At 63.0% G+C, this 26,378-nt stretch carries 24 protein-coding genes and 1 riboswitch; of the genes, 4 read left to right on the plus strand and 20 right to left on the minus strand.

The window, feature by feature from the left end; genetic code table 11:
* Nucleotide 1: 1 nt before the first annotated feature.
* From ACSHWJ_RS07035 to ACSHWJ_RS07095, 13 genes are all read right to left on the minus strand, one after another.
* Nucleotides 2-496: a glycosyltransferase gene (locus ACSHWJ_RS07035; protein WP_432539538.1), complete on the minus strand. Its 495-nt coding sequence runs from the start codon at nucleotides 494-496 to the stop codon at nucleotides 2-4.
* Nucleotides 493-963, minus strand: coding sequence for a hypothetical protein (locus tag ACSHWJ_RS07040; protein ID WP_017366008.1), 471 nt, complete (start codon nucleotides 961-963; stop codon nucleotides 493-495). The genes ACSHWJ_RS07035 and ACSHWJ_RS07040 overlap by 4 nt, the downstream gene beginning before the upstream one ends.
* 42 nt (nucleotides 964-1,005) lie before the next feature.
* Complete coding sequence (locus ACSHWJ_RS07045) at nucleotides 1,006-2,100, minus strand: hypothetical protein (RefSeq protein ID WP_010959524.1); 1,095 nt, start codon at nucleotides 2,098-2,100, stop codon at nucleotides 1,006-1,008.
* 126 nt (nucleotides 2,101-2,226) lie between these two features.
* Nucleotides 2,227-3,309: a glycosyltransferase family 4 protein gene (locus tag ACSHWJ_RS07050; protein WP_010959523.1), complete on the minus strand. Its 1,083-nt coding sequence runs from the start codon at nucleotides 3,307-3,309 to the stop codon at nucleotides 2,227-2,229.
* Between the two features lie 26 nt (nucleotides 3,310-3,335).
* Nucleotides 3,336-4,889, minus strand: a complete 1,554-nt coding sequence (locus ACSHWJ_RS07055; protein WP_432539539.1) for a lipopolysaccharide biosynthesis protein — start codon at nucleotides 4,887-4,889, stop codon at nucleotides 3,336-3,338.
* A complete protein-coding gene (locus tag ACSHWJ_RS07060) occupies nucleotides 4,886-6,097 on the minus strand; it encodes a glycosyltransferase family 4 protein (protein WP_010959521.1) in 1,212 nt (403 codons plus the stop codon). The genes ACSHWJ_RS07055 and ACSHWJ_RS07060 overlap by 4 nt, the downstream gene beginning before the upstream one ends.
* Nucleotides 6,066-7,634, minus strand: coding sequence for a hypothetical protein (locus tag ACSHWJ_RS07065; RefSeq protein ID WP_143708428.1), 1,569 nt, complete (start codon nucleotides 7,632-7,634; stop codon nucleotides 6,066-6,068). The genes ACSHWJ_RS07060 and ACSHWJ_RS07065 overlap by 32 nt, the downstream gene beginning before the upstream one ends.
* The gene (gene epsG / locus ACSHWJ_RS07070; protein WP_010959519.1) at nucleotides 7,631-8,500 is read right to left on the minus strand and encodes a chain length determinant protein tyrosine kinase EpsG; all 870 of its coding nucleotides are present in this window, start codon (nucleotides 8,498-8,500) and stop codon (nucleotides 7,631-7,633) included. Before epsG ends, ACSHWJ_RS07065 begins: the two co-directional genes overlap by 4 nt.
* Nucleotides 8,501-8,524: 24 nt before the next feature.
* Complete coding sequence (gene epsF / locus ACSHWJ_RS07075; RefSeq protein ID WP_010959518.1) at nucleotides 8,525-9,943, minus strand: chain length determinant protein EpsF; 1,419 nt, start codon at nucleotides 9,941-9,943, stop codon at nucleotides 8,525-8,527.
* A gap of 3 nt (nucleotides 9,944-9,946) precedes the next feature.
* Nucleotides 9,947-10,780 (minus strand): polysaccharide export protein EpsE, encoded by an 834-nt coding sequence (gene epsE, locus ACSHWJ_RS07080; protein WP_010959517.1) that lies wholly within the window; start codon nucleotides 10,778-10,780, stop codon nucleotides 9,947-9,949.
* A gap of 55 nt (nucleotides 10,781-10,835) precedes the next feature.
* A complete protein-coding gene (locus tag ACSHWJ_RS07085) occupies nucleotides 10,836-12,239 on the minus strand; it encodes an undecaprenyl-phosphate glucose phosphotransferase (RefSeq protein ID WP_432539540.1) in 1,404 nt (467 codons plus the stop codon).
* A gap of 184 nt (nucleotides 12,240-12,423) precedes the next feature.
* A complete protein-coding gene (locus ACSHWJ_RS07090; RefSeq protein WP_218812133.1) occupies nucleotides 12,424-13,572 on the minus strand; it encodes an ATP-grasp domain-containing protein in 1,149 nt (382 codons plus the stop codon).
* A 21-nt stretch (nucleotides 13,573-13,593) separates the two neighbouring features.
* Nucleotides 13,594-14,838 (minus strand): outer membrane beta-barrel protein, encoded by a 1,245-nt coding sequence (locus ACSHWJ_RS07095; protein WP_010959514.1) that lies wholly within the window; start codon nucleotides 14,836-14,838, stop codon nucleotides 13,594-13,596.
* A gap of 259 nt (nucleotides 14,839-15,097) precedes the next feature.
* Between ACSHWJ_RS07095 and ACSHWJ_RS07100 the strand changes: the two genes are divergently transcribed.
* Complete coding sequence (locus ACSHWJ_RS07100; RefSeq protein ID WP_050738154.1) at nucleotides 15,098-15,412, plus strand: DUF6794 domain-containing protein; 315 nt, start codon at nucleotides 15,098-15,100, stop codon at nucleotides 15,410-15,412.
* Between the two features lie 16 nt (nucleotides 15,413-15,428).
* Here ACSHWJ_RS07100 and ACSHWJ_RS07105 read toward each other — a convergent pair whose 3' ends face one another.
* The 4 genes from ACSHWJ_RS07105 to ACSHWJ_RS07120 form a co-directional block, all read right to left on the minus strand.
* Nucleotides 15,429-17,009 (minus strand): glucan biosynthesis protein, encoded by a 1,581-nt coding sequence (locus ACSHWJ_RS07105; protein ID WP_050738153.1) that lies wholly within the window; start codon nucleotides 17,007-17,009, stop codon nucleotides 15,429-15,431.
* A gap of 13 nt (nucleotides 17,010-17,022) precedes the next feature.
* Nucleotides 17,023-18,105, minus strand: coding sequence for a calcium/proton exchanger (gene cax / locus ACSHWJ_RS07110; protein ID WP_010959512.1), 1,083 nt, complete (start codon nucleotides 18,103-18,105; stop codon nucleotides 17,023-17,025).
* A 144-nt stretch (nucleotides 18,106-18,249) separates the two neighbouring features.
* Nucleotides 18,250-18,834: a YbhB/YbcL family Raf kinase inhibitor-like protein gene (locus ACSHWJ_RS07115; protein WP_143708427.1), complete on the minus strand. Its 585-nt coding sequence runs from the start codon at nucleotides 18,832-18,834 to the stop codon at nucleotides 18,250-18,252.
* Nucleotides 18,835-18,916: 82 nt separating this feature from the next.
* Nucleotides 18,917-19,651 (minus strand): glycosyltransferase, encoded by a 735-nt coding sequence (locus tag ACSHWJ_RS07120; RefSeq protein WP_010959510.1) that lies wholly within the window; start codon nucleotides 19,649-19,651, stop codon nucleotides 18,917-18,919.
* A gap of 252 nt (nucleotides 19,652-19,903) precedes the next feature.
* Here ACSHWJ_RS07120 and metK point away from each other — a divergent pair, with 252 nt between their 5' ends.
* The 3 genes from metK (at nucleotide 19,904) to metF (ending at nucleotide 23,708) form a co-directional block, all read left to right on the plus strand.
* Nucleotides 19,904-21,073 carry a methionine adenosyltransferase gene (metK, locus tag ACSHWJ_RS07125; RefSeq protein WP_010959509.1) on the plus strand — a complete coding sequence of 390 codons (1,170 nt, stop codon included), beginning with the start codon at nucleotides 19,904-19,906 and terminating at the stop codon, nucleotides 21,071-21,073.
* A gap of 44 nt (nucleotides 21,074-21,117) precedes the next feature.
* Nucleotides 21,118-21,200, plus strand: a riboswitch (S-adenosyl-L-homocysteine riboswitch).
* Between the two features lie 70 nt (nucleotides 21,201-21,270).
* Entirely contained in the window at nucleotides 21,271-22,686 is a 1,416-nt protein-coding gene (ahcY, locus tag ACSHWJ_RS07130; RefSeq protein WP_432539541.1) for an adenosylhomocysteinase, read from the plus strand.
* A 164-nt stretch (nucleotides 22,687-22,850) separates the two neighbouring features.
* Complete coding sequence (gene metF, locus ACSHWJ_RS07135) at nucleotides 22,851-23,708, plus strand: methylenetetrahydrofolate reductase [NAD(P)H] (protein ID WP_218800775.1); 858 nt, start codon at nucleotides 22,851-22,853, stop codon at nucleotides 23,706-23,708.
* 49 nt (nucleotides 23,709-23,757) lie between these two features.
* Here metF and rpoH read toward each other — a convergent pair whose 3' ends face one another.
* The 3 genes from rpoH to ftsE all read right to left on the minus strand — a co-directional run bounded on the left by rpoH (nucleotide 23,758) and on the right by ftsE (nucleotide 26,377).
* Nucleotides 23,758-24,618 carry an RNA polymerase sigma factor RpoH gene (gene rpoH / locus ACSHWJ_RS07140; RefSeq protein ID WP_010959506.1) on the minus strand — a complete coding sequence of 287 codons (861 nt, stop codon included), beginning with the start codon at nucleotides 24,616-24,618 and terminating at the stop codon, nucleotides 23,758-23,760.
* Nucleotides 24,619-24,719: 101 nt separating this feature from the next.
* The gene (ftsX, locus tag ACSHWJ_RS07145; RefSeq protein ID WP_041360544.1) at nucleotides 24,720-25,718 is read right to left on the minus strand and encodes a permease-like cell division protein FtsX; all 999 of its coding nucleotides are present in this window, start codon (nucleotides 25,716-25,718) and stop codon (nucleotides 24,720-24,722) included.
* A complete protein-coding gene (gene ftsE / locus ACSHWJ_RS07150; protein ID WP_010959504.1) occupies nucleotides 25,715-26,377 on the minus strand; it encodes a cell division ATP-binding protein FtsE in 663 nt (220 codons plus the stop codon). Before ftsE ends, ftsX begins: the two co-directional genes overlap by 4 nt.
* Nucleotide 26,378: the final 1 nt, after the last annotated feature.

Consider the following 26,378-nt stretch of genomic DNA (forward strand, 5'->3'; position numbering starts at 1 on the left):
GCTATCGAAAAGGCTTTACGCCCTCGAAAATGAACTCGCGTAGAACCGTGACCATCCGCTCGCGGGATTCCGAACCCAGGCCGCCTGGAGGCACGAGCGTACCGGCCTTGTCCAACAATTGCCAAAGTTCGTCCTCCCCGTGAACGACGCTGATGCCGGAACGAGTCATCAGCCACTTCGCCGTGAATTCCTGATGATCGTTGCGGTGCTCCCCCAGATCGGCACGCCGCGGCATCACGATCAGGGGCTTGCCGTGCTCGGCCGCACTGATGACGGTTCCCATGCCGGCATGCGCGACGATCACTCTCGCCCGCTTCAAGAGCTCCACGTACTCGTCCGCACTCAGCAGCTCGGCCCATTGCATAGCTGCCGGCCGCCAGGCGGTACGGCCGATCTGCCCGAAGACTTCCGCCTGAGGATTCCTTGCGGCCCAAGCGTCGACGGAGCGGGACAGCCGGTCGAACGGTACCTGGGAACCCACCGTCAGAAAAATCAAAGGACCGCTCCGATGTAATGCGGCCCTTCGGGGCGCGCGAGGTGCTCCCATTGGGTCAGCCACAAATCCGCATAGCGGCGCGCGAGGCGCCCGGACAGCGACATCCTGCCCACGTTGGCGATACTGTCGACCCAGACGGTACGCGCCCCCAGCAGCCTGCCGAAACGCAAAGCGAAATAGCCTGGCGCGGCACCGGTCGAGATCACGACGTCGGGCCGCTCGCGGAGAATGATCCAGAACAATTCGCAGATCAGCAGCGCTCCCCGCAGCCAATCCTTCTTGTTGGCATCCGTTACCAGATAAAACCGCGCGCCCGGCGGGATACTTTTCCGATAATCCGGAAAATGGGTCGCTACGAATGCCATGTCGCCGCCGAGGAGGGCATCCCGGAGCCGCATCAACTGCATCCAGTGCCCGCCGCCGGAAGCAACCGCGAGGATGCGCGGCCGCTTGCTCCCGTTGTCCATCGATCGGCTGTTGCTCCTTCGATAATCCATGGAAAGGAAAGATCAGTTCGGCACGATCATCCGCGCCCGCTTCCAATATCCGAAATAATCGAACTGCAGTGGCGTGGTATCGTTGTACAGGTACATCGCCATAGACCAATAGTGCGGAGACGAGGCGTTTGGGACCAGCGTTGCGCCAACCGCATTGGCGACCAGAGTGCCATTGATCCACGCCTTGAAATAACCTTGCCCGCCGCTCGCAATGGGACGGTCATCGAGATAGGCGTCTATGACAATATTGATGTCCTGCTGCGGCAACAATCCCGTGATCATTCCAAGCCGCTCGTGCTTGAGCTCCGGACCTATGCTGCCGTCGATATGTATCGCCAACCGCTGACTGTTGGTCGGATCGGTGTCGACCACCATTCCGATCGAAGGAGGAGAACCATCCGGTTTGATCTGCCAAATCAGCCCTGGATGGCTGTCGCGGGGCATGAATGTCCACGGCTTTGTTAAGTCCGCCCCACCGAATCGAACGCACAAGTCCCAAACGAACCGTCGCCGGGAGGGAACGTAATAGCTGTTGAGCTGGGTTCTGAGCGCCCCTTCCACCACGCCATCCCCTGCCTTGTAGCCGATGGCCGTATAGCCGTTGGTCTTGAATACCCGTCCCGAAATACCAGCATCGGTGATGGTCCAGCCGTTGATGACCTTGGCCTTGCCTGCCGCGGAATCCCAATAGTTGATCGTATCGAAGTCGGCGATGCCGATGTTCGGATTGACGAAAGGAACCGAGCCCCCGAAGTCGAAAGTGAATGACTTCCCACTCAAACTAATATGCTGAACTTGATTTCCGACGATGATGTCGTACGGCTCCATGGCTACGAAGACCGAACCGGTGATGGTGGCACCCGGCGCGGGTGTGGGCGTCGGAGTCGGCGACGAAACCGGGGTCGGCGTGGGAGCCGGTGTTGGCGTCGCCGTGGGTTTCGGCGTCGGCGTGGCCCTGACCTTCGACGATTTGACTTTCGCCGCCGTGGCGGCCTGCAACGACGACGCCAGCACGATGAACGCGAGCACACCGGCGATGCGCCGGAAAATGCGGCGCTGCGGCGACGCCGCGCTACCCGAAAACAAGGAATCGAATTTCCCGCCCATGATATCCCCTCCACCAGGTCCTCAAGATTTCCGCCTTGGATCACGGCGACCCGCCGGCCCGATCGGCGAACGAACGGCTGTATTATCGTCTTGGAACGCCCTACCCCGCCAAAAATTCCAGCGTCCCTACCTGCCTGCCGCATCCGCCCTTCCGGCAGCGGTGACACTCCGGTAAACGGCATCGAGCTGCCGCAGGACGCCTCGTATTGCATGGTAGTCCACCGCGCGGTGAAATGCACTTTCGCGCAGCCGGCGGCGCAGCCCGGTATCCTCCAGGGCGACGACCAGCGACTCGGCCAGTGCTTGCACGTCGCCCGGCGGCACCAGCAGACCGCATTCTCCCTCGCCGAGGAGTTCGGGTATGCCCCCGACCGGCGTCGCCACGACCGGAACGCCAGCCGCCATCGCTTCCAGAATGCAGACGGGCAGCCCTTCGAAGTAGGAGGGAAGGGCCAGCACCCGGGCCGCCGACAGCTCGGCGTCCTTGTCGGCCCCCCTAATCCAGCCCGGCAGTCTTACGGCATCGGATACCCCCAACTCCAGGGCGAGCCGCCTGACGGCCTCCGTTTCGCCGTCGCCGGCAAGCGTGAACACGGCGTCGGGGACGCGTTTCAGCACGAGGGGAATGGCCCGGACCAGATCGAAGACGCCTTTCTTCTCCCGCAGACGTCCCAGGAACAGTACCTGCGGCCGCCCCGAGCCGCCCTCCGCCGGCAGGACATCGGGAACACGCACCGGATTGCCTATGACCCGAACGCTCGCCCGAGGCTCGATGGCCAGCAGCAGCTTGGACCAGGCTTCGGTCAGAGCGATCACGCAGGCGGCGCGCCGCAGGGTCCTCCGTATCCACCATTTCGCCGCGGGGCCGCACTCGCTGCCGTAGAACACGCCGAATTCGCCGCTGTGGACATGGAAGACATAGGGGACGCCGAACAGGTCCGCCAGCGCGCAAAGCACGGATTTCCGCCAGAAACTGCCGCGCGAGGCGCTGTGGGCATGCACGATGGCCAGACGGCGCGCCAACAGCCGGGTCAGCAACCGTATCCCGGCCGCCGCCATGACACGAAGCTGGGTCGGAAGGGCGGGGCCCTCATACGAGCAGAGCCGTTCGATTCTCCAGTGGGACACGAATTCCGGTTCGAGGCAGGCGTCGACCACTGCCGCAATGCCGCCATTCGTCCCCGGACCGATCATCAAGACTCTGCGCATGGTTTCTCTTTCCCCGGAACGATCGGTCATGCGGCGGGGATACGCGACAACAGCCTGGCACCGCGCGGACTCCAGTCCGATACGAGCGTCCCTTCGGCGGCGCTCAAAGGTTTGGCCACGAGCGTTCCCACCACGCCGAGGAGCAGACAGACCGCAATGCTCGTCGGCATGTCGAAACGGATCAGCGGTCCCGACCACACCAGCGCGCCGACCCCCACGCCATACCAGGCGGCCAGACGAAGCATCCCTCCCCAAGCCAATTCGAAGGGGTATCCCCGCCGCCGCAGCGCAAGGATGATGCCGAAGTTGAAAAACGCCTCCGCTGCGATGATGAGTACTATCAGTTCGGTCAGGCTCCCGCCTGAAGTCAAGAGGAAAACCGCCACGGCCGGCACCGCGAGCAGCCAGAAACCCCAGCGGACATAAAGGTCTGTGGCCAGCACCACGTTGCAGGACAGCTCGACCACCCGGCGCAGAATCGTCAGGGCGGTGCCGACGAGCATCAGTGCAATGACGGAACCCGCCTCCTGAAAACGCTCTCCGCCCACGAGCGTGGCTCCCATCCCGCCGAAGACGATGAAATAAAGGACGACCGGCATGAGCAGGACCATGGACGATTTGAACCAGAGTCCGACCCGCAGCATGAAGCCGCCGAAGTCCCGGCGCCGGCTGAAAAACGCGATCAAGGTGGGTTGAATGACGCTGCGCAGGAGATCGGTCGGCAGGTAGCGGCGCACCTGGTCGGAAAAATTGGTGCTGAAGCCGAAGACCGCGGCGGCGTCGGCCCCAAGGATGCGGGCGACGATGAGGGTCAGCATCTGTGAGCCGTAGGCGAAGGCGAGGAGATAGCTGACGTAGGTATTGACCGCCAGCTTGAAAAGCTGCTTCCGGCGCGGCGGCGTCCAGTCCCCCGAAGGCGCCACCCGATGACGCAGTGACCACGTCTCGCGCAGCAGGAGCACAGCACCCAATGCCGTACTCCCGCAGGCCGCCATCAGTTCATAGCGCACGGCGTCCAGGGCGGCGATCTCACGCCCCGCGAACCAATCGGACGCCAGCAGAAAGGCCAGCGTCCCCGAGCGAACCACCTGGGCCGATTGGGCGGCACCCTGGCGCATCAAGGCGCCGAGCATCTGCTCCCGATAGAGGCGTCCGAATCCCTCCACGGCCAGGACCGCGCCGGCGAGGGACAACACCGGCGCCGCCGCCTCCATACGCAACAGGGACGCGACCTGTTCCGCATCGAAATACAGCATCATGCCCGCACAGGAATAGAAGGCCATTTGGATCCCGGCGAGCCGGCAGATGATGGAGACGATCGCCCTCCCCGCGGCATGCATTCGATACTCCGGAAGGATCCTGGCCGTCACCCAATCCAGTCCCGGCGTCGAGAACGCAAGCCCCGTTTCCATGGCAGCCAGCGCGGCCATGTAGGTCCCGTAGGCATCCAGTGGCAGGACCCGGGCAGCCAGCGTGAACGCAGAAAACGTCAGCAATGCGGAAACGGCCCGCCCCGCCAGGTAGGCGAGCGCGCCGCGCCGGAGCGCGACGCCACCGTAAGGATTGCCGGAACCGCTCACTGAGCCACGCCGCCGGCCAGCTGCCGGTATTTTTCGGCGAGGCTTCTCGCGATGACCTCGTAGCTCCTAAGACCCGGTATCGCCCGCCGACCGGCTTCGCCCATGCGCCGCGCGGCCGCGGGGTCCCGCAGCAATTGCAGAATGCCCGCGGCGAACCCTTCAGGCGTCAGCGGCACGCAGAGCCCCCCGCCGGTTTCGCCGATCAGGTAGGCCTGGTCGGGAAGGTCGTTGGCGACCACCGGAACGCCCCAGGCCATGTATTCGATGACCTTGGTCGGAGACGCCACTTCCAGTGAAGGCGTGCGCGCGCAAGGCGACAGTCCGATCTCGGCGGTCCGCAAATAACGGCGCGCTTGCTCCGCAGGCAGCCAGCCCGTGAACAGGACGTGGTCCTGCAACCCGAGTTCGCGCACCAGGGCGTCGAACCAGAGCCTCTCGCCCGGGTCCTCCGCATCCCCGACGAAAACCAAGAGGGCCTGCGGAAATTCCCTGCGCACCCCGGCCATGGCCTCGATCATCACTTCGGAGCGGCGCGCCCGTTCCAGCGCCCCCAGATAGACCACGACGCGCCGACCGGCCAGGCGCGGATCATCCACCGGGGGGATGTCCTCGATACGCTCGGGAATCGTCGCCCCCATCGGCACCGGCGTCATGCGCGCGGCCGGCAGGCCATGGCTCTCCAGCATCGTCCGCATGGCATCGCTTTGCACGAAAACGTGGTCCGCAGCGGGCAGGACGAGACGATACAGCAGCCAGGAGGAAAGGCGCCCACGCAGCCGGAACAGCAGGCGCCGTCCCGGCCCGGCCAAGCCGGACGGATCGGGCGAACCGCGTTCCAGCCAGTAATCGGGGAAAGGGAAGGACATCCAGTAATAGAACGGCTTTCCCCGCAGCCGGGCCGCCCAAAGCCCCAACAGAGCCCCGAAAATCCTGTCCCGAACCTGAACCGCGGCATGATCGGCGCGCACCAGCCGGAACAGGTCCAGCGCGAGCATCAGCCGCGCCCGGATCCGCCCCCCTCTGCCACGGGCGAGCCGGGTGAACGCCCTGCCCGCCTCCCAGGCGCACTCGCCGCCGTCGCCCTCACGCACGGCAACGATGTCCGAGTACACCCCGAACCTGGGCAGGTAACGGCCGAACAGCGTCGCCACGTCGACCCGGAAAGTGGGAAACGGCTCACGCGTGAGATACAGCAGTCTGATGTTCATGGCGTTGCGGGAAATTCTGGGGGAGCGGATTTGCCCGGACCAACCAAGCGAGATAGCCCAGGGTGAATGCGAACAGCAGTTCGTGGCTCGGACTGTTCATGAGGCTGTTCGAATACCACAGCGAAAACACATTGGCGGCGAGGCAAACCCTCAACGCCACCAGCCGGCCGCGTTCGGCGCCGTCGTCGCACCGTGAAAGCAGCCTGCCCGAGGCGCGCCAAGCGGTGATGAGCACGCCCAGAAACATGGCGGCACCGATGGCGCCCGAGTCCCAAAGCAGAGTGGACGCCGTATTCAGGTTGATGGCCATCCCCGGATATTTCCGGTTGAGGTGTCCCTCCACCAGCGTACCCGCGCCCGCGTAAGAGGCGCCCATTCCGTGGCCGAAAAGGGTTTCCGCCGGATTATGCAGCCCGTGCTCATGGAACCAGAAAGTCAGGACGGTGGTACGGTTGAGGCTGGCCTTGTTGCCATAGTAGCCCGCTGAACCGAAATTGTAGTCGATGGTGTTCTGCACCATCTGCTCCGGGGACTTACCCTGGATGGAGAACACCGAAAAATACAGCCAGGCCAAAACCCCCGTCAAAAGCACACCCGTGGTCAATGCCGCCGCGGCGACCGCCGGATTGCGGCGGATTTCCCGCGAAAACACCAGGAGGAACATCATGGGAAGCAGCACCAGGGCGATCTTGGTTTCCCCCAGGAACAGCGGCACGCCCAGTTCGACCGCGAACGCCGCTGCCCATAAGGTTGACAGCACCCGCTCCCGCCACGCCGTCAACACATAGGCAAGGCAGGCAACCAGGAAGATGACCATGGTTCCGTTTTCTCCCCCGCCTTCGAAATTCGGCTCGAACGTCCCTGCGACGATGTCGATGGGAACGATGCCGCCGCCCATGCCCACGCGCAGCGGCACCAGGACGATTCTTTCGTAAAGCGCGACCGGCAACTGCAGGACTGCGGCTGACAGAAGAAAGCCGCCCCAGCCGTGGAAATGACGCCGCCACACCGCCGTCACGGGAGCCGTCGCCAGCACCAGGGCGAGTCCCAGCATCTGGTAGGAGCGCTTGACGCCCGCCAGGATTTCCAGCGCGGGCCCCTGGCCCAGCAGCGACGTGCCTGCCGACAACGCGACCAGAGCCAGGAACAGCGTGAGGAAGCCGGGCAGCCGGACCCGCTCCCGCCAGCGCCCCAGAAAGAGCGGGAACAGCCCGGCCGCCAGCAGGAAGAAGCCCAACATGGACAAGGCCCAGGAAATCTTGGTCATGCGGGGGAACATCAGGAGCACCGCCCCGTTGACGACCAGGGTACCCGCCAGCAACAGCCAGACCGCGAAGTCGATCCTGGACAGCAGAAAGACACTCACGAAACCGCCCACGAAAACGGCGAGAACGATGGGCTGGCTGATCGAGGCAAGCCAGCCCGCAAAAACCGCGACGGCCGTCACGAGGCCGATTTCCCACGGCCGGTAAGCGAGCATCGCCTCCCCCGAACCGTGGGGTACGCCGGGACGCCGGCGCATGCCGCCCGGCGTCATGAGGTCAGGACCGCGCCCAGCACCTCGACGCCCGCGCCGGAAAGCTGGTCCCTGAGTGCCGCGGCATCGCCGAGCCGGGTCGCATCGCGGCGGACCACGATGATGCAGCCCGCCGCCCGCGTCGCCACGATCCGGGCATCGGCGCTCTGCAGAGCGGGCGGGGTGTTCAACAGTACGATGTCGTATTGCTCCGCGGCGGCATCCAGCAGTCGGATGAAAGACGCCCGGCTCAGCAATTCCTGAGGATTGGGTGGCGGCGCACCGGCGGGCAGCACGCTCAGATCACCGAGCGCAGGAATGCTGCTGATCGCCTTCTCCGGACTGTGGCGCCCGGCGAGGACGCCCGACAAACCGGGGTCGCCGCACAGCTTGAACAGCCGGTGCAGCTCCGGCTCCCGCAAGTTTGCATCGATCAGCAAGATCCGCTCACCCAACTGGGAAAACACTACGGCGAGGTTCGCCGCCAACCGGCCGCACCCTTCACCCGGCCGCCCCGAAGTCAGGGCGAGCAGCCGCCGGTGGCCGCCGAACCATCGCAGCATCAGGATGCTGCGAAGGTCCCGCAGCGCCTCGCCTTCCGGCCCCGGCGGGCAGAAGGCCGCGATCAGTTCCGCATCGACACTGGTATCCGATTCCGGCAGGCATGGATGCGCGAACTGGCGCGCCAGAGCCTGGCGCAGATCGTCCTCGCCGATCAGTCCCAGACGTAGCGCCGCTTCACCGAACCTTAGCCCATCCTCCTTCTGCTTTACGCCGATGGCCTCGATGTCCTTTTCTGACAGCTTCCCGGCATGCAGCAAGAGCTGTCCCAACTGGACATCGCTGCGAGGCAACGCCGGGCCTTCGGATGAAGGGAGATTTTTCATGGCATTCGTCGCGGAAGGTTCTGGTCATCCCTTGAGTGCGGACGGCGCGGCAAGCCGGAAGAAGCGCGGCCACGCCGTCCTTTCCGGAGGCATTTCGGCCAGGAGGGGCAGACCCAGTTCGTCGATGACATCTTCCGCAGAACGGATACGCCTGTCCTTGAACTCGAACAGGAGGACGAACGCCAGCCCCAGCCCGCTGCCCAGGATGACTGACAGCGCCAGATTCAGTGCCACCTTCGGCTTGCTGGGCTTGAGCGGGGGCACGGCCGGCGAGAGGACGACGATGTTGGTCCCCTCCAGCCGGCTCTCCAACTGCAACTGACTCGCCCGCTGCAACGCGGCATCATAGACCCGCTGGGCATTCTCCACCTCTCGTTTCAATACGCTCAGCTTGTCCTGCTCGGCACCCAGAGCGAGTATGCGTTTCCTCTGTTCGACCACCGCGCGTTCGAGATCCGCCACGCGTTGGCGGGCGAGTTCGGCGGCGCGCTCGATGGCGCCCGTCGCGTTCGCCACCTCGGCGGCAAGCCTTTGCCGCAGACTGGCGACCTCGGCCGCCACGGCGCGCCGCTGCGGATGGTTCCAGTCATAGCGCGAACCGACTTCGGCGAGCCGGGCCTCGGCGCGCGCCAGCTCGGCCTTCAACGCCTGCAAGGCAGGGTTCTGCAACAGATCGGGAAGCGCGTCCACCCCGCCACGGGCCGCCGCCCTCACCTGCTGAACCCGCGCCTCACCGTCGTACATCTGGCCTTTCGCCGCGGCGAGCTGGGCGGACAGATCGGACAAGTGAGCGGTTTCCACGTCCAGCTTGTCGCCGGCGGCAAGCACGCCATGCGCGATCTGGTAGCTGGAAAGTTCGGCCTGCGCTTTTTCCAGTGCGCTCCGCAACGCCAGGACCTGCTCGTCGAACCAGGCCGCCTGGCGCTTCAACGGCTCCAACTTGAGTTCGACGTTGGCACGGATGCTGGTCTGGGCGAAGGCATCCGCCACATCCGCGGCGAACAGGGGATCGGAGGCGGCGAAAGAGATCGTGATGACGTCGCTTTCCCGCGATGGCGACACATCCAGGTCTTCCAGCAGCTTGTCCGCCGCCCAATCCCGGAATACCGCGCGAGAACCCGTCTTCCTGGCGACTTTTTCGAAGCGGTCGCGGTAAGCGGGAACCTCCGAGAGTTTCAGCGCATCCGCGACGCGTGCCGCCACGGCGTGGCTGCCGATGATGTCCACCTGGGTCGCGAGGTAACCGGCCATGAGATCGGACGGAAACGCCGAGCCGGTCAGCGGATCGCCTCCCTTGTAATCGATCACGACGGTGGTCGACGCGGTATAGGTTTTCGACATCGCGGCGCTGGCCACCAGCGTGGTCAGTACGGTCACGGCCAGCGTCCAACCGAAGACCCGCCAGTGCGCGAGGAAGATCAGGATGAGCCGGTTGGCGCTCATGGATCAGAACCACCGCTCGCGCAGATACAGCACGTCATCCGGCTGCAGGGCATAAGAACCGTCCACCGTCGTCTCCTGCTCCACCCCGTTGGCGTCGCGCCGCTTGACGATCGGCGCGGGCCAGGTGTCGGTCCCCCGGGGCGTCAGTCCGCCGGCGGCGGAAATCGCCTGGCTGACCGTCATGCCTCGCTGAAGCCGGTAGGCGCCGGGCCGCTGAACTTCCCCATAGACATAAAACTGCGGCGCCTTCGGAACGAAGAGCGTGTCGCCGGCCGCCACCTCGGGATTCTGACCGGGGCTTCCCTCGAACAAGGCATTGAGATCGATGACGAGCTTCTCGCCATTGGCACGCAGCAGCGTCGCCGTATCGCCCGCATCGGCCGTCGTCACCCCGCCGGCGGCGGCCAGCATGTCCAACACCCGGCTCTGCCTCTCGATCGGGTACTTGCCGGGATTCCTGACCTGTCCCATCACTGCGACCTCCCTCGCCTTGAACTGGGAGACCACCACGGTGACATGCGGATCGCTGATGTATCCGCCCTGGCGCAGCTTGCCGGCGATGCGCCCTTCCGCTTCGGCGGCCGTCAAATCTCCGATGGCGATGGGACCGGTGAGCGGAAACGTGATGTTCCCGGTCTGGCTGATCCGGGTTTCGATGGCCAGCTCGGGATAGTTGAACACGCTGATCCTCACCACGTCTCCCGGTCCGAGCCGGTAGTCGCCCGCCTCGTGCAAGGGCGCATCGCCAGCCACGGCCCCCCAACCGGCCATCAGCCCCATGACCAAAGCGATGCGGCACCACGCCGCTTTCACGCCGGAACTAATCTTCCCGGGCATCGCGAGTCTCCTGTCTGTCAGATTGCACGTCCCGCAAATCCCTCGGACCCGGCCGTCAATAGGCGTTCTTCTGCTTCAAGACCACGCCGACGGTCTTCAGCAAGATCCACATGTCCAGCCAGAGCGACCAGTTGCGCAGGTACTCCAGATCGTACCTGATGCGCGCCGCCATCTTCTCGACCGTCTCGGTCTCGCCCCGCAGGCCGTTGACCTGCGCCCAGCCGGTGATACCCGGCTTCACCTTGTGGCGCACCATGTAACCCTTGATCAGCCCCCGGTAAAGCTCGTTGTGCGCAACCGCATGGGGACGTGGTCCCACGAGGCTCATGGTGCCCTGCAACACGTTCAAGAACTGGGGCAACTCGTCCAGAGAGGTCCTTCTCAGAATCGCGCCCAAGGGCGTCACCCGGGCATCCCCCTGTTTCGCCTGGGTCACCGTGCCGCCATCCTCGCAAACCGTCATACTGCGGAACTTGTAGACGAAAATCGGCTCGCCGTCCTCGCCGTAGCGCCGCTGCTTGAACAACACCGGCCCCGGCGACGACAACCGTACCGCCAGAGCGATCACCAGCATGACCGGCGCCAGCAACACCAGCGCCACCGTGGCGCCCACGATGTCCATCAGGCGCTTGCTCAAACCCCGTATCCCGATGAAAGGCGATTCGCAGACCGCCATCACCGGAATACCGGCCAGCGTATCCCAGCGAGCTTGCAGCAGGTCCGTCATGAACAGATCGGGAACGAAATACACCGAGACCGTCGAATCCTTCAGATTGTCCAGCAACTCGAGGATGCGCGGCTGGCGGGCGATGGGCAAGGTGATGTAGACCGCATGCACCTCATGTTGCCGGAGAAACGCGGGCAAATCCGCGGTACGCCCGAGCACCGGCAGATCGCCGGGATCCGCGGTGCGGTCCGCCGGCCTGTCCTCGAAAAACCCGAGCACGTCCGTGCGCAGGAAGGCGTGGCTCCCGATCGCTTCCGCCAGTTTCACCCCCATTTCCGTCACTCCGACGATCACCGCCTTGCGATGGCCGCCATACCGACGGAAATAGATCCTGACCATCGGCCCGACCGCAAGCTGCCCGAACAGCAGGATGAATGGCGTCGCGCCCGCCCAAACCACGAAACCGGGTTCGTCCAAAAAGTCCTCGATACCGGCGACATAAGTCAGCAAAGCGACCACCGCCAGCGTAAAAATCCATCTCGCCATGGTATCGAACGCCGTCTCGAAAAAAGAACGCGCGGTCAGCCTGTCGTTCAACCGCGTCACCTTGAAGGTGTGGGAGACGACGATGAATACCAGAAAAAACATCAGGATGTTCGCTCCCTCCAGCGGATATCCTTCGAATCTAAGGCTTGCCAGAAATACCCCGGAAGCGACCACCGGCGCGAACAGCGTCTTGAGCAGAAAAACCAGAGGGCTTTCAAAAACCGAAGGAGCGCCAGTCTGATTCATAAGTTACCCCCATGTCCCATTTCACTATAACAGCAACCGCTTCGCCGGTGTTTATGTGCCCCCGTAAAATCCATCCGTACTCCCGAGCGCAACCTATTTGAACCGCAAAACACGAAACCAATGAATCGTGTGAGCGCATTTCATCCGCCTGACTTCCTGTAGATGTAATCTTATGGCCGTGGCTCTAGCACCAGAAGCGCTGCTTAATGCTCCTGACAGCGCGCGTTGCCTTGCCGGCGATCAAGCCAGGCAAGCCAAGCCATATCTCGATCCACAAAAATGGAATCGGATCGGCCAACCAATACCTGAACATGGCAACGTCCTGGGCGTTTATCCTCCATGGAGTGAACACCTTCAAAGCAAGCGAATACGGGGAACTGAAGGCTTTTTTTGTTGCCGCACGACTTTCATGACCAACCGGATCTATTCCTAGCCCAACAAAATTGACCCCTGCCACCATAGCAAAATCCATGTTGTACCAGAATCTGGGATTGCACTCAATCAGATAAACGCTTTTCCCATCCGGCGCCAGCCTAGCGTCGAAACAAATCACTCCGTCAAAATTGAGGTGACGTGCAACTGCTTGTGCCAGATCGGAAAGGGAGTCGTGCTCAATAAAACTGATGCCCCGCTTTCGCTTATACACGACCTGCCGTTTGCATACCCCTTGAACACAAAACAAACTTATACAAACGTCCTCTCCTTCCACAAACTCCTGCAGAAGGATGGGACTGTAATCGATCTTATCCAGATTGACTTGAACCGAGAGAGCTTCAAGCTTTACCACGCCCTCACTGCCATAAGCGTCGACAGGCTTGGCGATCAGAGGAAAATGAAGCTGGCCGGAATCATACATAGACTTCAGTTCGGCAGGACCGGCCAGCAGCACACTGGCGGGATGAGGCATGCCCAAATCCAGACAAAGGCTCGCAAATTTGCTTTTGTCGTTCAGCGTGTCGAAAACTGACGGCGGTGGAACAGGGAAACATCTAGCATGTAGCCGACTTCCAATCTCCCCAAGCAGCCTGGTAGTATCACCACAACCTGGAATTATATAATCTATACCAAGTTTATAGATCAGATCATTGACTATACAAACCAACTCCGTAGAATCCTCTTCTACGAAATCACGAGGATACGGGACGAAGCCCTTGCAATACCTGGACAAGGCCAAGAATTTCGCCCTCTTGCTTCCCAGGATGAAAACGGAGGCGCCAGCCTGGGCGGCACACCGCAACACACGATACTGAAATGGCGTATTCGACGCCATCAGCAGCACCGAAGGCTTCTTGATATCCGACGGACTTCCAGCGGCCCCGGATCCGATACACATAATCAGCGACTCCTGTCAGACTCAGAACCTCAACGCGACACCCAGAGCGATACCATCGTACTCGTAGTTAAAAAACACCCGGTTCACCTTTCTTTTTTCATACCGGTACGTCAGAAAGATATCAACATAATCCACGGGCCTGTAGGTGAAACCGGCCTGCGCGGCGAAAAAATCGTCGACGCGGCGCGACACCGGAGTTCCGGAAGAATTGGCCCCGCCCCCCCCGACGTAATTTCGGCTCTCCCATGAGAATTCGCCCGCGACTTCGACCTTCCGGCTCGCCTCCCATTTCGAAAGCAATTTGACACCGTTGCCGACGAAGTAGCTGGACGCGACGTCCTGGTAGGCTTCGAGATTTTGCCAGCCGGAGATCTTTACACTGGTCTTGTCCGTCGGCAACCACTCCACGCCCATGCGCCAAATACAGCCCGAGTAATCAAACCATGGGGCCTGGGCGAAGGTCTGGGCAAGGTACCCGACATAGCCGTCGAAACGGGTCTTGACGGAAAACATATAACCGCCAACAAACTTCAATGAATTGACCTCGTATTGGTCAAAGCTGAATTTCGCCGGATTTCTCTGAGGATAAAATCCAGCGCCATGGCGGTATTCGATTCCAGCCGAATTCCTGGTCGCATTCTGATACACCAGCTCCACCGTCTCGCTCAGTTCCTGGACGTCGTTCTGCCTCCGGTTGCGCACGCTGTGGCTGATTTCGTCCCACCGCACCCCGATTCCAGCACGCAAGTCCGGGGAAAACTGATATTTCACCTTTCCGAAATAAGCCATGTTGGTCAGCATGTCCTTGCGCGGGATGACGTAGTTTCCGAAGGCATTCAGGTATTGCTGATATTCGGCGCCGGCCTGGGTCGACCAAGCCCTGGAAACGTCCCAGATCCAGGAAGCCTCGTTGAGCGTAGACAGATTCTGCAGCGCTGTGTTCCTGACAAAAATGTTGTCATCGACGCCAAGATTCATGTTCACTCTATGCGGCCCGGAATACCAGTTCACCTTGGCACCCGCCGAAATCCGGTTGACGAAATCGGCTTTGCTCCCGCCTTTGGACACGTTGTCGATCAGGGCGTTCGCCTCGGCGGCAGTGAGGCTCGAAGGGAGGCGGAACACGTTGCTGTCGTACGTAAATGTATTGGATACGAACGGCTGAAACCAATCGGTCCTGTCCGCCACGGCCCAGGCCGGGCCCGTCGCGCAAACGAGGCAGCATCGCAGCAGCAGCCGGAACGCACCAGCCGGGTCAGGGACCATTTACGGAAATGTCCATATTGGAAAGGAAACCGTCCAATCGGGCGAAAAAGCGCGGCCGGAATCGCGGCATTCGCTCCGTCGATGCGGAAAAAAGGCCTACGCGCCCTTGTGCGTGGAACATCTCACGCATGGTGAGGTATGTTAATCGAGACGGGCGGCCGGAACCATGACTGTTGACGGCCCCACTTGCACCAACCCCCTCTATGCGAAGAGACTAAGCTCATGATCCGCCTGGAGACCAACCTCGAGTCTTGAGACCATGGCCAAGAGCACATTACCGCCGCGTCCACGCACCGTGGCCGAAGCGGTGCAGAGACTCCTCGAAGAGTTCGACGAACGGCAGAAGGCCGAAGTGGCCCTGACCTTCAACACCGCGCTTTACCTTCTGCATTTCAGCCTCGGCAGTTACATCCGCAAGACCTTCGGTCTATGGGCACCGGACAGCCCCTTGCGGCGTGACTGCGGACGCAGCGTGGGACGCGACGATCTGCCGCCGGACGAAGCCTCCGTCGTCATTGTCGAAGCGCTCTGGGCCCGGCTACAGCCTTACCGGGATCGCTACGCCAAGCCTTGAAAGGTATCCGCGCGGCTCAGGCCGGCGGCCGGAACTGGTACAGCCAGGTTTCGGTGAGGGCATCGCCGTTGCCCTGGATGTAGAGGCGCAGTTCGACCGGAGCGGTACCGTCGGGGATCAGGTCGAAAATCGCCCGCCAACGGCGGGTATGAGGGATCGGCTCGATGAAAGCCCCCTGAATCGCCCCGCTGGAAGCCGTGACGACCGGCGCCGCCTTCACGGTGTCGCCCCACAACGGCTCCAGCGCCGCGCCGGCAAATTCCACCGCAAACTTGTAGACTCCGCGAGGCCGGGGCTTGCCGGGCTGACCGCCCCGACCGATGCGGGTCGCGACGCAGCGGGCGACGGCGGCCGGATAAGGTTCGTCGGCCTGCCAGTGCAAGCGATACCGTAAGCGGTAAGATGAACCGGCCTTGGGCGCCGCCGCCGGCCGCCAGTAAACACCGATGTTGTCGTGGATCTCGTCATCCGTGGGCAGCTCGACCAGTTGCACCGCCCCTTCTCCCCAGCCGCCGAGCGGCTCGACCCACAGGCTGGGTCGCCGCTCGTAATTCACGCCGTCGAGATAATTTTCGAACACCCGGTCGCGCTGGAGCAGACCGAATCCCTTGGGATCGTGGTCGACGAAACTCGATGTCACCGCGTACGGCTGATTGATCAGCGGTCGCCAGATGCGCTCCCCCGTACCGGTCCAAATGGCCAGGCCGTCGGAATCGTGGACCTCGGGCCGCCAGTCCTCCAACCTCCGCTTCTCCGACTCGCTGAACCAATACATCGAGGTCAACGGCGCGAGACCGAGCCGCTTGACATTCCGGCGCAGGAACACCGCCGCTTCGACCTCCTGCACCACCCCCTCTTTCCGCCAAGTGAGGAAGCGGTACGCTCCGGTGACGCTGGGGCCGTCCAGCAGCGCGCAGATGATGACCGGATCGGTTTCCGCCGCGGCGCCCTCGATGTAAAACTCGGTGAAATCGGGGAATTCCTCAGGCGTCGGCTCGGCCGCGTCGATGACGATGCCGCGCGCCGACAGACCGTATTGGTTGAGCGCGCCGATCGCCCGGAAGTAGGACGCCCCCAGGTAGGCGATCCAATCCTGCGTGCGCCAGTCCGAGCGGGTGCGGGCCTCTTGCAGACGGAAACCGGCGAAGCCCGATCGTTCCGGCATTTGCCGGGCCGGGCTGTCACCCGGCATGTCGAAATACTCGGCGCTGTAGTAGATCTGGCGCGCTTTTCCATCCTCTACGACGTGAATCTTGACGGGTTTCTGGAAAAACTGGCCGAGGTGGAAAAACGTGACCGGATAAATGGACGGCCCTTCGGCGAACAAGGCGTCCTCGGTCCGGAACCGGATCTGCCCCCAAGCCTCATAATCCAGTTTGCGCACCACCTCGGAGACGGCCGGCGGCGGCGAGTAGGGGCGCGAGGCGAGCGCCTCCGCCCGCTTGACCAACATCTCGTAGCTGAAGGGAAGGGATGGGCTGAACTTGAGCCCTTTCGGTTCCGCCCAGCTCCGCCCCACGCCCGCCAGGAAGGGAGCGGCCAGCCCGAGCTTCGCGCCCAGGCGCATGAAATCGCGTCGACTCGTCTTTCCTATCATGAGTAACTCAGCCCTACGGAAGAAAATAGAAAGCAATGGCGAGGATGACATAGACCGCCAGCAAGTTGACTCCCTCCATCCAGTTCGACTCACCGTCCATCGCGATCAGGACCACCGCAGCGACGGCGATCGCGACCGCGACGACTTCGAAGGTGGAAAACACCAGATCCATGGGCTGCCCCATTACATGGCCGGCGAACACCAGGAGCGGGGCGACGAACAGGGCGATCTGGATGCTGGAACCGATGGCGATGTTCATGGCCAGGTCCATGTGGTTCTTGGCCGCCATCATCACCGCCGTGCTGTGCTCGGCCGCATTGCCGACGATGGCGACGAGGATCACGCCGATGAAGACGTTGGTCATGCCGAGGTCGTGCGCCGCGTGCTCCACCGCCCCCACCAGCAGTTCGCTCATCCAGGCGACGAGCGCAGTGGCCACCAGCAGAATCAGCAACGACTTGCGCATGCTCCAGGCACCCACCCCGAGCGCCTCGTCGGTTTCCTCCGATGACTCGCCGACGTACAGATGACGGTGGGTGCGCAGGGTGAACACCAGGCTGAGGATGTAGGTGACGAACAGCACCAGGGCGATTTCCAGGCTCAGTTCCCGTTCATGAGGCTCCGGGTGCCCCTGGACGACCAAGTGGAAGATCGCGGGCACCACCAGAGCGATCGCGCTGAGCGCGGCCAGGGTGACGCCCAGGCCGGCGGCCGTACGGTTGAAATACTGGGTTTCGTGCTTCAGCCCGCCGACCACCACGCTGGCACCCAGCACCAGCAGGATGTTGCCGATGATCGATCCGGTGATCGAGGCCTTGACCACGTCGATCAGACCCGCCCGCAGCGCGAAGAAGCCGATGATCAGCTCAGCCGCATTGCCGAACGAGGCATTGAGCAGCCCACCCAGCCCCGAGCCGAGGTGTTCGGCGAGATATTCGGTGGCCTTCCCCATCTGGCCCGCCAGCGGGACGATCGCCAGCGCGGACGCCGCGAAAATCCATACCGGGTCCGCATGAACCCACTCCAGCACGATGCTGACCGGCACGAAAACCAGCAGCAACGCCATGTGATCGACTTCGAATTTCCCGACTCGCATACCTTCCAGCTTCGACCTTCTAGAACAATCCGCCCGTCTTTGGACCTGGCGCTCGACGCCCAATGATCCCACAAAACGGCGGGCTTGCCGCAAGGACACCGCTGGCAGTAGAGAGCGGGGGAATGCAGCCGCAGGAGGCGAAAATCAGCGGGCACGCTGGTAAATCCCGATCAGCTCGGCCTGGCCGAGCACATGCCCGGTCATGGCCTGTTCGAGTTTCGCCTTGTCTGGCCGGTGCAGATCGGGCAACACGGTGTCGAGGGCATAGAGTTTGTGGAAATAGCGGTGGCGGCCGATCGGCGGGCAGGGGCCGCCGTAGCCCGTGCGCTTCCAGTCGTTCAACCCCTGCAGCGTACCGGCGGGCAGCGCCTGGACCGCCTCGGGCAAACCCGGCGCCTCGGGAGGCAGGTTGTACAGCACCCAGTGAACCCACGTCATGCGGGGAGCCCTGGGATCCGGGGCGTCGGGGTCGTCGACGATGAGCGCCAGACTGCGAGTGCCAGGCGGCAACCCCGACCAGGTGAGAGGCGGCGAAACATCACCGCCGTCGCAGGTGTATTTTCGCGGTATCTCGCCGTTTGGCGGGAACGCCTCCGAAGTGATGATCAAAGCCATGGCCGTTCCTCCCCCTGCCGCTTCGGCGGCATTTGCGATCCACACCGGCGGAAAATGCAAAAGCATCGCGAGCATCCCGCCACGGAAAACGAAGTTCCAGTCGAAACGTTTCATCGCCCCTCTCCCGTAACCAGGATTTCCGAAGTCGATCTTCCCACTCCAGGAGCGGCGGGTTCAAGACGACCGGCGCCGTCGCTCATTCCACCCGCGAGACACCCGGCGCCCTTCCGCTCTGTTGCGGCGACCAGTAGCCCCAGTCCGCCCCGCGCCAGCGGGCCGGCATCAAATCCCAATACAGCAGCGCGCAGCGGAACACCGAATGACAGGTCTTGCGCCAAAGTCCACTGTCCAGCCGGCGGTGATCCCGCGCATAGACCGGAAGCGAAGGCTCGAACCGGATCCGGTAGCCCGCCCGCTTGATCCGCCAGACCAGCTCCGAGTCTTCGTTGCACACCAGCGCCGGATCGAATCCGCCGACCGCGATCAGCGCATCCTTCCGGACCAACAGGTTGGACCCGGTGGCCGCCGGAATCCCCAGCCAGTGTGAACATTGCTGGCCGTAGCCGAACCAGCGGTAATACGCGGCGAAACGGTCACGCGACAGTTTGGGTCCATAGACCACGGCCGCGTCCATCACCCTCTCCAGCGCATCGAAATATCCGTCCGGAAACACGATGTCGGCATCGGTGAACAGCAGCCAGTCGGTGAGGGCCGCCTCCGCACCCAGTTGCCGCGCCTGTGTGATCGTGCTCCTGCGCCGCAGCACCTGCGTCCGGGCGGGACGCTCCCGCTGGATGATGTCCGGCGTCTCGTCCTCGCTGGCGTCGACGACGATCAAGTGCACCGCTTGGGGCAGCGACGCCAGAAACGCCCCGATGTTGCCGGCCTCGTTGCGGGTGGGAAGAACGACGGTGATGGATTCCAGATTCATGGTTCGCCCTCTTGGTATGGTTTGTTTCCAAAATCACGAAAAGAACTAAAATCCCGTTGGATAACACAGCGATGTTACGAGACGGCCGACTTCGGCGGCGGGCTTTGTCTGCCCGGTCCCCTAGCCTATAATGCGCCCCCAGCTTAACGCAAGAAAACGCGAGGCGTCTCTTCGTCCCCTTCTCCCACAAAGCGGGAGAGGGCTGGCATGAGGGGGGCGATCATGCCGTTCAACCGTAGGAAGCATCAAAACGTGAGCAACTCTTTCATCTTCACTTCGGAGTCCGTCTCCGAAGGTCACCCCGACAAGATCGCGGACCAGGTTTCCGATGCGGTGCTGGATGCGATCCTGGCACAGGATCCCAAGGCCCGCGTGGCCGTGGAAACCCTCGTGAAGACCGGCATGGTCGTGCTCGCCGGCGAAGTCACCACCTCCGCCTGGGTGGACACCGAGGAACTGGTGCGCAAGGTCGTGCACGAGATCGGCTACGACAACCCCGAAATCGGCTTCGATTGGCAGAGCTGCGCCGTCCTGACCGCCATCGGCAAGCAGTCGCCCGACATCGCCATGGGTGTGGACGAATTCGACGACCACGAACAGGGAGCGGGCGACCAAGGTCTGATGTTCGGCTACGCCACCAACGAGACCGACGTACTGATGCCGGCACCGATCACCTATGCCCACCGTCTGGTGCAGCGCCAGGCCGAAGTCCGCAAACACAAGGTGTTGCCCTGGCTGCGCCCGGATGCCAAGAGCCAGGTCACTTTCCGCTACGAGGAGGGCAAGCCGGTGGCGGTCGATGCCGTGGTGCTCTCGACCCAGCATGCGCCAGACGTGGCGCAGAAGGACATCCGCGAAGCAGTGATGGAAGAAATCATCTACCATGTCCTGCCGCGGGAGTGGCTGCACAAGGACACCAAGTATTTCATCAATCCGACCGGCAGCTTCGTCATCGGCGGTCCCGTGGGCGACTGCGGACTGACCGGACGCAAGATCATCGTCGACACCTATGGCGGCATGGCCCGCCACGGCGGCGGCGCCTTCAGCGGGAAGGATCCGTCCAAGGTCGACCGTTCCGCCGCCTACATGGGCCGCTACGTCGCCAAGAACATCGTGGCCGCCGGTCTGGCCGAGCGCTGCGAGATCCAGGTGTCTTACGCCATCGGCGTGGCCGAGCCGACTTCGATCAGCATCGAGACCTTCGGCACCGGCAGGATCGCCGAGGAGACGCTGGTCAAACTGGTGCGCGAGCACTTCGACCTGCGTCCGAAGGGTCTGATCACCATGCTGGACCTGCTGCGGCCGATCTACCGCCCGACCGCCGCCTACGGCCACTTCGGCCGTACCGAAGGCACTTTCACCTGGGAACGGACGGACAAAGCCGACCTGCTGCGCGAAGCGGCCGGCCTGCCGATCGCCTGATTCAGATCCAGAGATTTGAGCCGCCGGTTTCCGGCGGCATTGTCCGCGCCGAGGAGCGCTGCGACGGCCCGTCGAGGGCCGCCAGGCTCGGCGGGGACAATCGGTTTTCCAACGGCGCTCTGTTTATCTCCACCGGCCGCGGCTGCCGACGGGTAATCAGAGTCTCGCCCCGGTGGAGACCCGACAAAGAGGTATTCATGAACGCTGTAGCAAACGCCGCATTCGACGACTACAAGGTCGCCGATCTCTCCCTGGCCGGCTGGGGCCGCAAGGAAATCGCCATCGCCGAGACCGAAATGCCGGGCCTCATGGCGGTCCGCGAGGAATACCGGGCCGCTCAGCCGCTCAAGGGCGCCCGCATCGCCGGGAGCCTCCACATGACCATCCAGACCGCGGTGCTGATCGAGACCTTGGTGGCCCTCGGCGCCGAAGTGCGCTGGGCATCCTGCAACATCTTCTCCACCCAGGACCACGCCGCCGCCGCCATCGCCGCCGACGGCATCCCGGTGTTCGCCTACAAGGGCGAGAGCCTGGAGGACTACTGGGAGTACACCCACCGTATCCTGGAATGGCCGGGCGATGTCGGTCCCAACATGATCCTGGACGACGGCGGCGACGCCACCCTGCTGGTGACCCTGGGCGCCCGGGCCGAGAAGGACGCCTCCCTCCTCGCCAACCCGACCTGCGAGGAGGAGGAGGTGCTGTTCGCGGCCATCAGGAAGAGGCTGGCAGCCAAACCGGGCTGGTACTCCAGGATCCAGGCAGGCATCAAGGGGGTCACCGAGGAAACCACCACCGGCGTGCACCGCCTGTATGAAATGCAGGCCAAGGGACGCCTGCCGTTCCCGGCCATCAACGTCAACGACTCGGTGACCAAGAGCAAGTTCGACAACCTCTACGGCTGCCGCGAATCCCTGGTGGACGGCATCAAGCGCGCCACCGACGTGATGATCGCCGGCAAGATCGCCGTGGTGCTGGGCTACGGCGACGTGGGCAAGGGCTGCGCCCAGTCCCTGCGCGGCCTCGGCGCCACCGTGTGGATCACCGAGATCGATCCCATCTGCGCCCTGCAGGCCGCCATGGAAGGCTACCGCGTAGTGACCATGGACGAGGCCTGCGACAAGGCCGACATCTTCGTCACCGCCACCGGCAACGTGGGCGTCATCACCCACGACCACATGGTGAAGATGAAGGACCAGGCCATCGTCTGCAACATCGGCCACTTCGACTCGGAAATCGAAGTCGCCGCGATGAGGCAATACACCTGGGAGAACATCAAGCCCCAGGTGGACCACATCGTCCTCCCCAACGGTCGCCGCATCATCCTGCTGGCGGAAGGCCGGCTGGTGAACCTGGGATGCGCCACGGGGCACCCGTCCTTCGTGATGTCCAACAGCTTCACCAACCAGACCCTGGCCCAGATCGAGCTGTTCTGCCACGGCGCCAAGTACGAAAACAAGGTCTACGTGCTGCCCAAGCATCTGGACGAGAAGGTGGCCCGCCTGCACCTGAAGAAGATCGGCGCCCGGCTTACCGAACTGTCCGACGAGCAGGCCGCCTACATCGGCGTGCCCAAGGAGGGCCCCTACAAGCCGGACCACTACCGCTACTGACGAAGCAATGGCCTTGTCTCCGGACCCCCCCGGCTCCGGAGGCGGGCCTTTCGAGCCTGCTCAATCCGACGGCCTGCCTCGTGCAGGATTTCGTTTTCCTCGACACGAAGGCCACAGCGACGTTCCTCATCCTCTGCGAGAGGACTGGGGCGATGGGGAGTGCAATGAAGACTCAGTTGAAATATCCGCGGGAATTCAGCTTCGAATTCTTTCCGCCGAAAACCGAAGAGGCGACGGAGAACCTGCGACGCACGCTGACCAAGCTCGCGCCGCTCAAGCCGCGCTTCTGCTCCGTGACCTTCGGCGCAGGCGGCTCGACGCGCGAGAAGACTTTCGAAACGGCGTTGGAGATTCAGCAGACCACCGGCATCGAGTGCGCTCCCCACCTGTCCTGCATCGCCTCCACCCGCCGGAGCATCCGCGAAATCCTCGAAGCCTACCGCTCGCATGGAATCCGCCACATCGTGGCGCTGCGTGGAGACATGCCGTCCGGCATGCTGTCGGCCGGCGAATTCCGCCACGCCAACGAACTGGTGGAATTCATCCGCTCCGAAACAGGGAACCATTTCCACATCGAGGTAGCGTGCTACCCCGAAGTTCACCCGCAGGCGGCCAGCGCCGAGAGCGACCTGAAGAATTTCAAGCGCAAAGTGGATGCCGGCGCCGACAGCGCCATCACCCAGTATTTCTACAACCCGGAAGCCTATTTCCGGTTCGTCGACGACTGCGAACGACTCGGCATCGACATTCCAATCGTGCCAGGCATCATGCCGATCACCAACCATTCCCAACTGGTGCGGTTTTCGGACCTGTGCGGCGCCGACATTCCGCGCTGGATCCGCAAGCGGCTGGAAGCCTTCGGCGACGATCGCAAAGCGATCCGTGCCTTCGGCCTGGAGGTAGTGACGGAACTGTGCCGGCGGCTGCTGGAACAAGGAGCTCCCGGCCTGCACTTTTACACGCTGAATCGGGCCGAAGCCTGCCTCGAAGTCTGGAAAGCGCTGGGGTTGGAACCGGCCTGATGAAGGACGGGCGGACACCGCCGGCCGGCGCGGTGTCCGCCTTGGCCAGCTAAGCGGCGTCGGCGAGAGCGTTCCGCAGTTTCTTCATCGCGCTGCTCTCGAGCTGGCGGATACGCTCGGCCGAGACGTTGTAGCGCGCCGCCAGATCGTGGAGTGTGAGCTTGTCTTCGCTGAGCCAGCGGCTGGCCACGATGTCACGGCTGCGTTCGTCGAGCTGGCCGATGGCTTCCTGCAGTTTTTCCTGCTGGCGGTTTTCCCATTCGCTGTGCTCGATGAGCAGCGCCGGGTCGCCTCCTTCTTGCTGGAGATAATGGATGGGCGCATGACTCTCGCGGTCGTCGCCGTCGTCCTCGCCATGCGCCTCAAGCGCCATATCCGGGTTGTTCAGCCGGTTCTCCATCTTGTAGACGTCCTCGACGTCCACGCCCAACTCGGCTGCCACCGCCGCGGCTTCCTCGGGAGTGAGCCAGCCCAGGCGATTCTTCATCTTGCGCAAATTGAAAAACAGCTTGCGCTGGGCTTTGGTGGTCGCAATCTTCACGATGCGCCAGTTCTGGATGATGAATTCATGGATCTCGGCGCGGATCCAGTGCACGGCGAACGAGACCAGCCGCACGCCGACATCCGGGTCGTAGCGCTTGACGGCTTTCATCAAACCGATGTTGCCCTCCTGGATCAGATCCGCCAGCGGCAGCCCGTAGCCGAGGTAACCCCGCGCGATGTAGGCCACGAAACGCAGATTCGCCAACACCAAGCGCCGGGCAGCCTCCAGATCCTGCTCGTCACGGAAACGGATCGCCAGTTCCCGTTCCTCATCGGCATCCAGCCGCGGCAGACGGTTCACCGCGGCGAAATAATCGTCGATGGACCCCAGCGGCAAATGGGTCGGGAGAGTCAATTCGTAAGTCATGGAATGCCCTGTTATGGTGGTGATGGGTTTTAGCACTCGTCCCTTTTGAGTGCCAAAACTAGCGCAAGTTCCTGGCTTCGGCAAGCCCTCGGCCCTGCGACTCACTCGGGGCGCACGTCCCGCAGATGCTGGATGAGCACCGCAAAGGCCCCGGCCACCCCGAGGAAACAGGCGATGCCGACCAGCGCCATGGTCTCCTGGAAACCGAGAAAGGCCAGGGTAAAGTCGCTACCATAGAGGACGTTGAGTTGGTGGATGGGAGCCCGCACGATCAGCAGCATGACGCCGACGACGATCCAGGCGCCGAGGCTGCCGAGGAAACCGTACCAGAAACCGGTATAGAGAAACGGCCGCCGGATGAACCGGTCGGTCGCGCCCAGCAGCTTCTGCACGACGATTTCCTCGCGGCGGCCGTAAAGTTCCAGACGGATCGTGTTACCGATGATGAACACCACCGCGGCCGCCAGCAGCGCCCCGAGGACGCCGAAACTGCGCTCGGCGACCTGGAGCAGGGCATGGAGCCGGTGCATCCACTGGATGTCGCTCTGCACCAGATCGACTTCGGGCAGGGCTTTGAGTTCGGCCACGAGGCGTTCGACCTGTTCGGGCTGGGTCAGCGAGTCCTTCGGCCGTATGCCGATCACCACCGGCAGCGGGTTGAAATTCAGCGCCGACAAGGCTTCGCCGAAGCCGCTATAGGTCTTCAGTTGCTCGATGCCGGCCTCCTTGGTGACGAGCCGCGTCTCGGCGATCTGCGCATGATTTTTCAACCGCTCCGCCAGCCTGCGCCCGGCGTCGTTGGACAGATCCGGCTTGAGGTAAAGCGAAATCTCGTTGGTCGCTTCCAGGTCTCCGCCGACCATGCGGAGGTTTTTCACCAGTACGTGGAAACTGGTGGGCAGCGCCAGCGTGGCGGCGATGACCAAGAGTGTGAGTGCCATGGCGAAAGGCGTGCGCCGCATCCGCCGCAGCGCCTCCTTGGCGGTATGCAGGTGCGAAACCAAGTAGCTCTGCAGCCGGTCGACCGGACTCGGACCGCTGTGCCGCCGGGCCGCAGACGTGCCGCCCCACCGCTGAGCACGCCTGCGCTGCCGTTTCATGCGCCCACCTCCGACAGACTTCCGCGCTGAAGGCGCAGGACCCGCCCACCACACCGTGAGATCAACTGCTCGTCATGGCTGGCGATGAGCAAGGTCACGCCGAGATCGTTGAAATCGCGGAAGATGTCCATGACCTCCCGCGCCGCCTCCGGATCGAGGTTGCCGGTCGGCTCGTCGGCCAGAATGAAGTCCGGCTTGTGGACGATCGCCCGGGCGATGCCGACGCGCTGCTGCTCGCCCCCGGACAGGGTCTGCGGCAGCCGCTTCTCTTTGGACAAAAGGCCCACCTTGCCGAGCGCCGCACGCACCCGGCGGCTGACCTCACCCGGATTGAAACCGGCGATGACCAGCGGCAAAGCCACGTTGTCGAACACCGAACGGTCGTACAGCAGCTTGTAATCCTGGAAGATCAGGCCGAGCTTGCGCCGGATATAGGGAATCTCCCGGTTGGAGGCACGGGTGATGTTCCGGCCGTCCAGCACGATCTGGCCACGCGTGGCCCGCTCGATCACGGCGACCAGCTTGAGCAGGGTGCTCTTGCCGGCTCCCGAATGGCCGGTGAGGAACACCCGTTCGCCGCGCCCGATGTGGAAGCTGACGTCGTGCAGGGCTTCACCAAACTCGGGATAACGCTTGTAGACCTCTTTGAATTCCAGCACG

This window comes from Methylococcus sp. S1M, assembly GCF_051295855.1.
GTDB lineage: Bacteria > Pseudomonadota > Gammaproteobacteria > Methylococcales > Methylococcaceae > Methylococcus > Methylococcus capsulatus.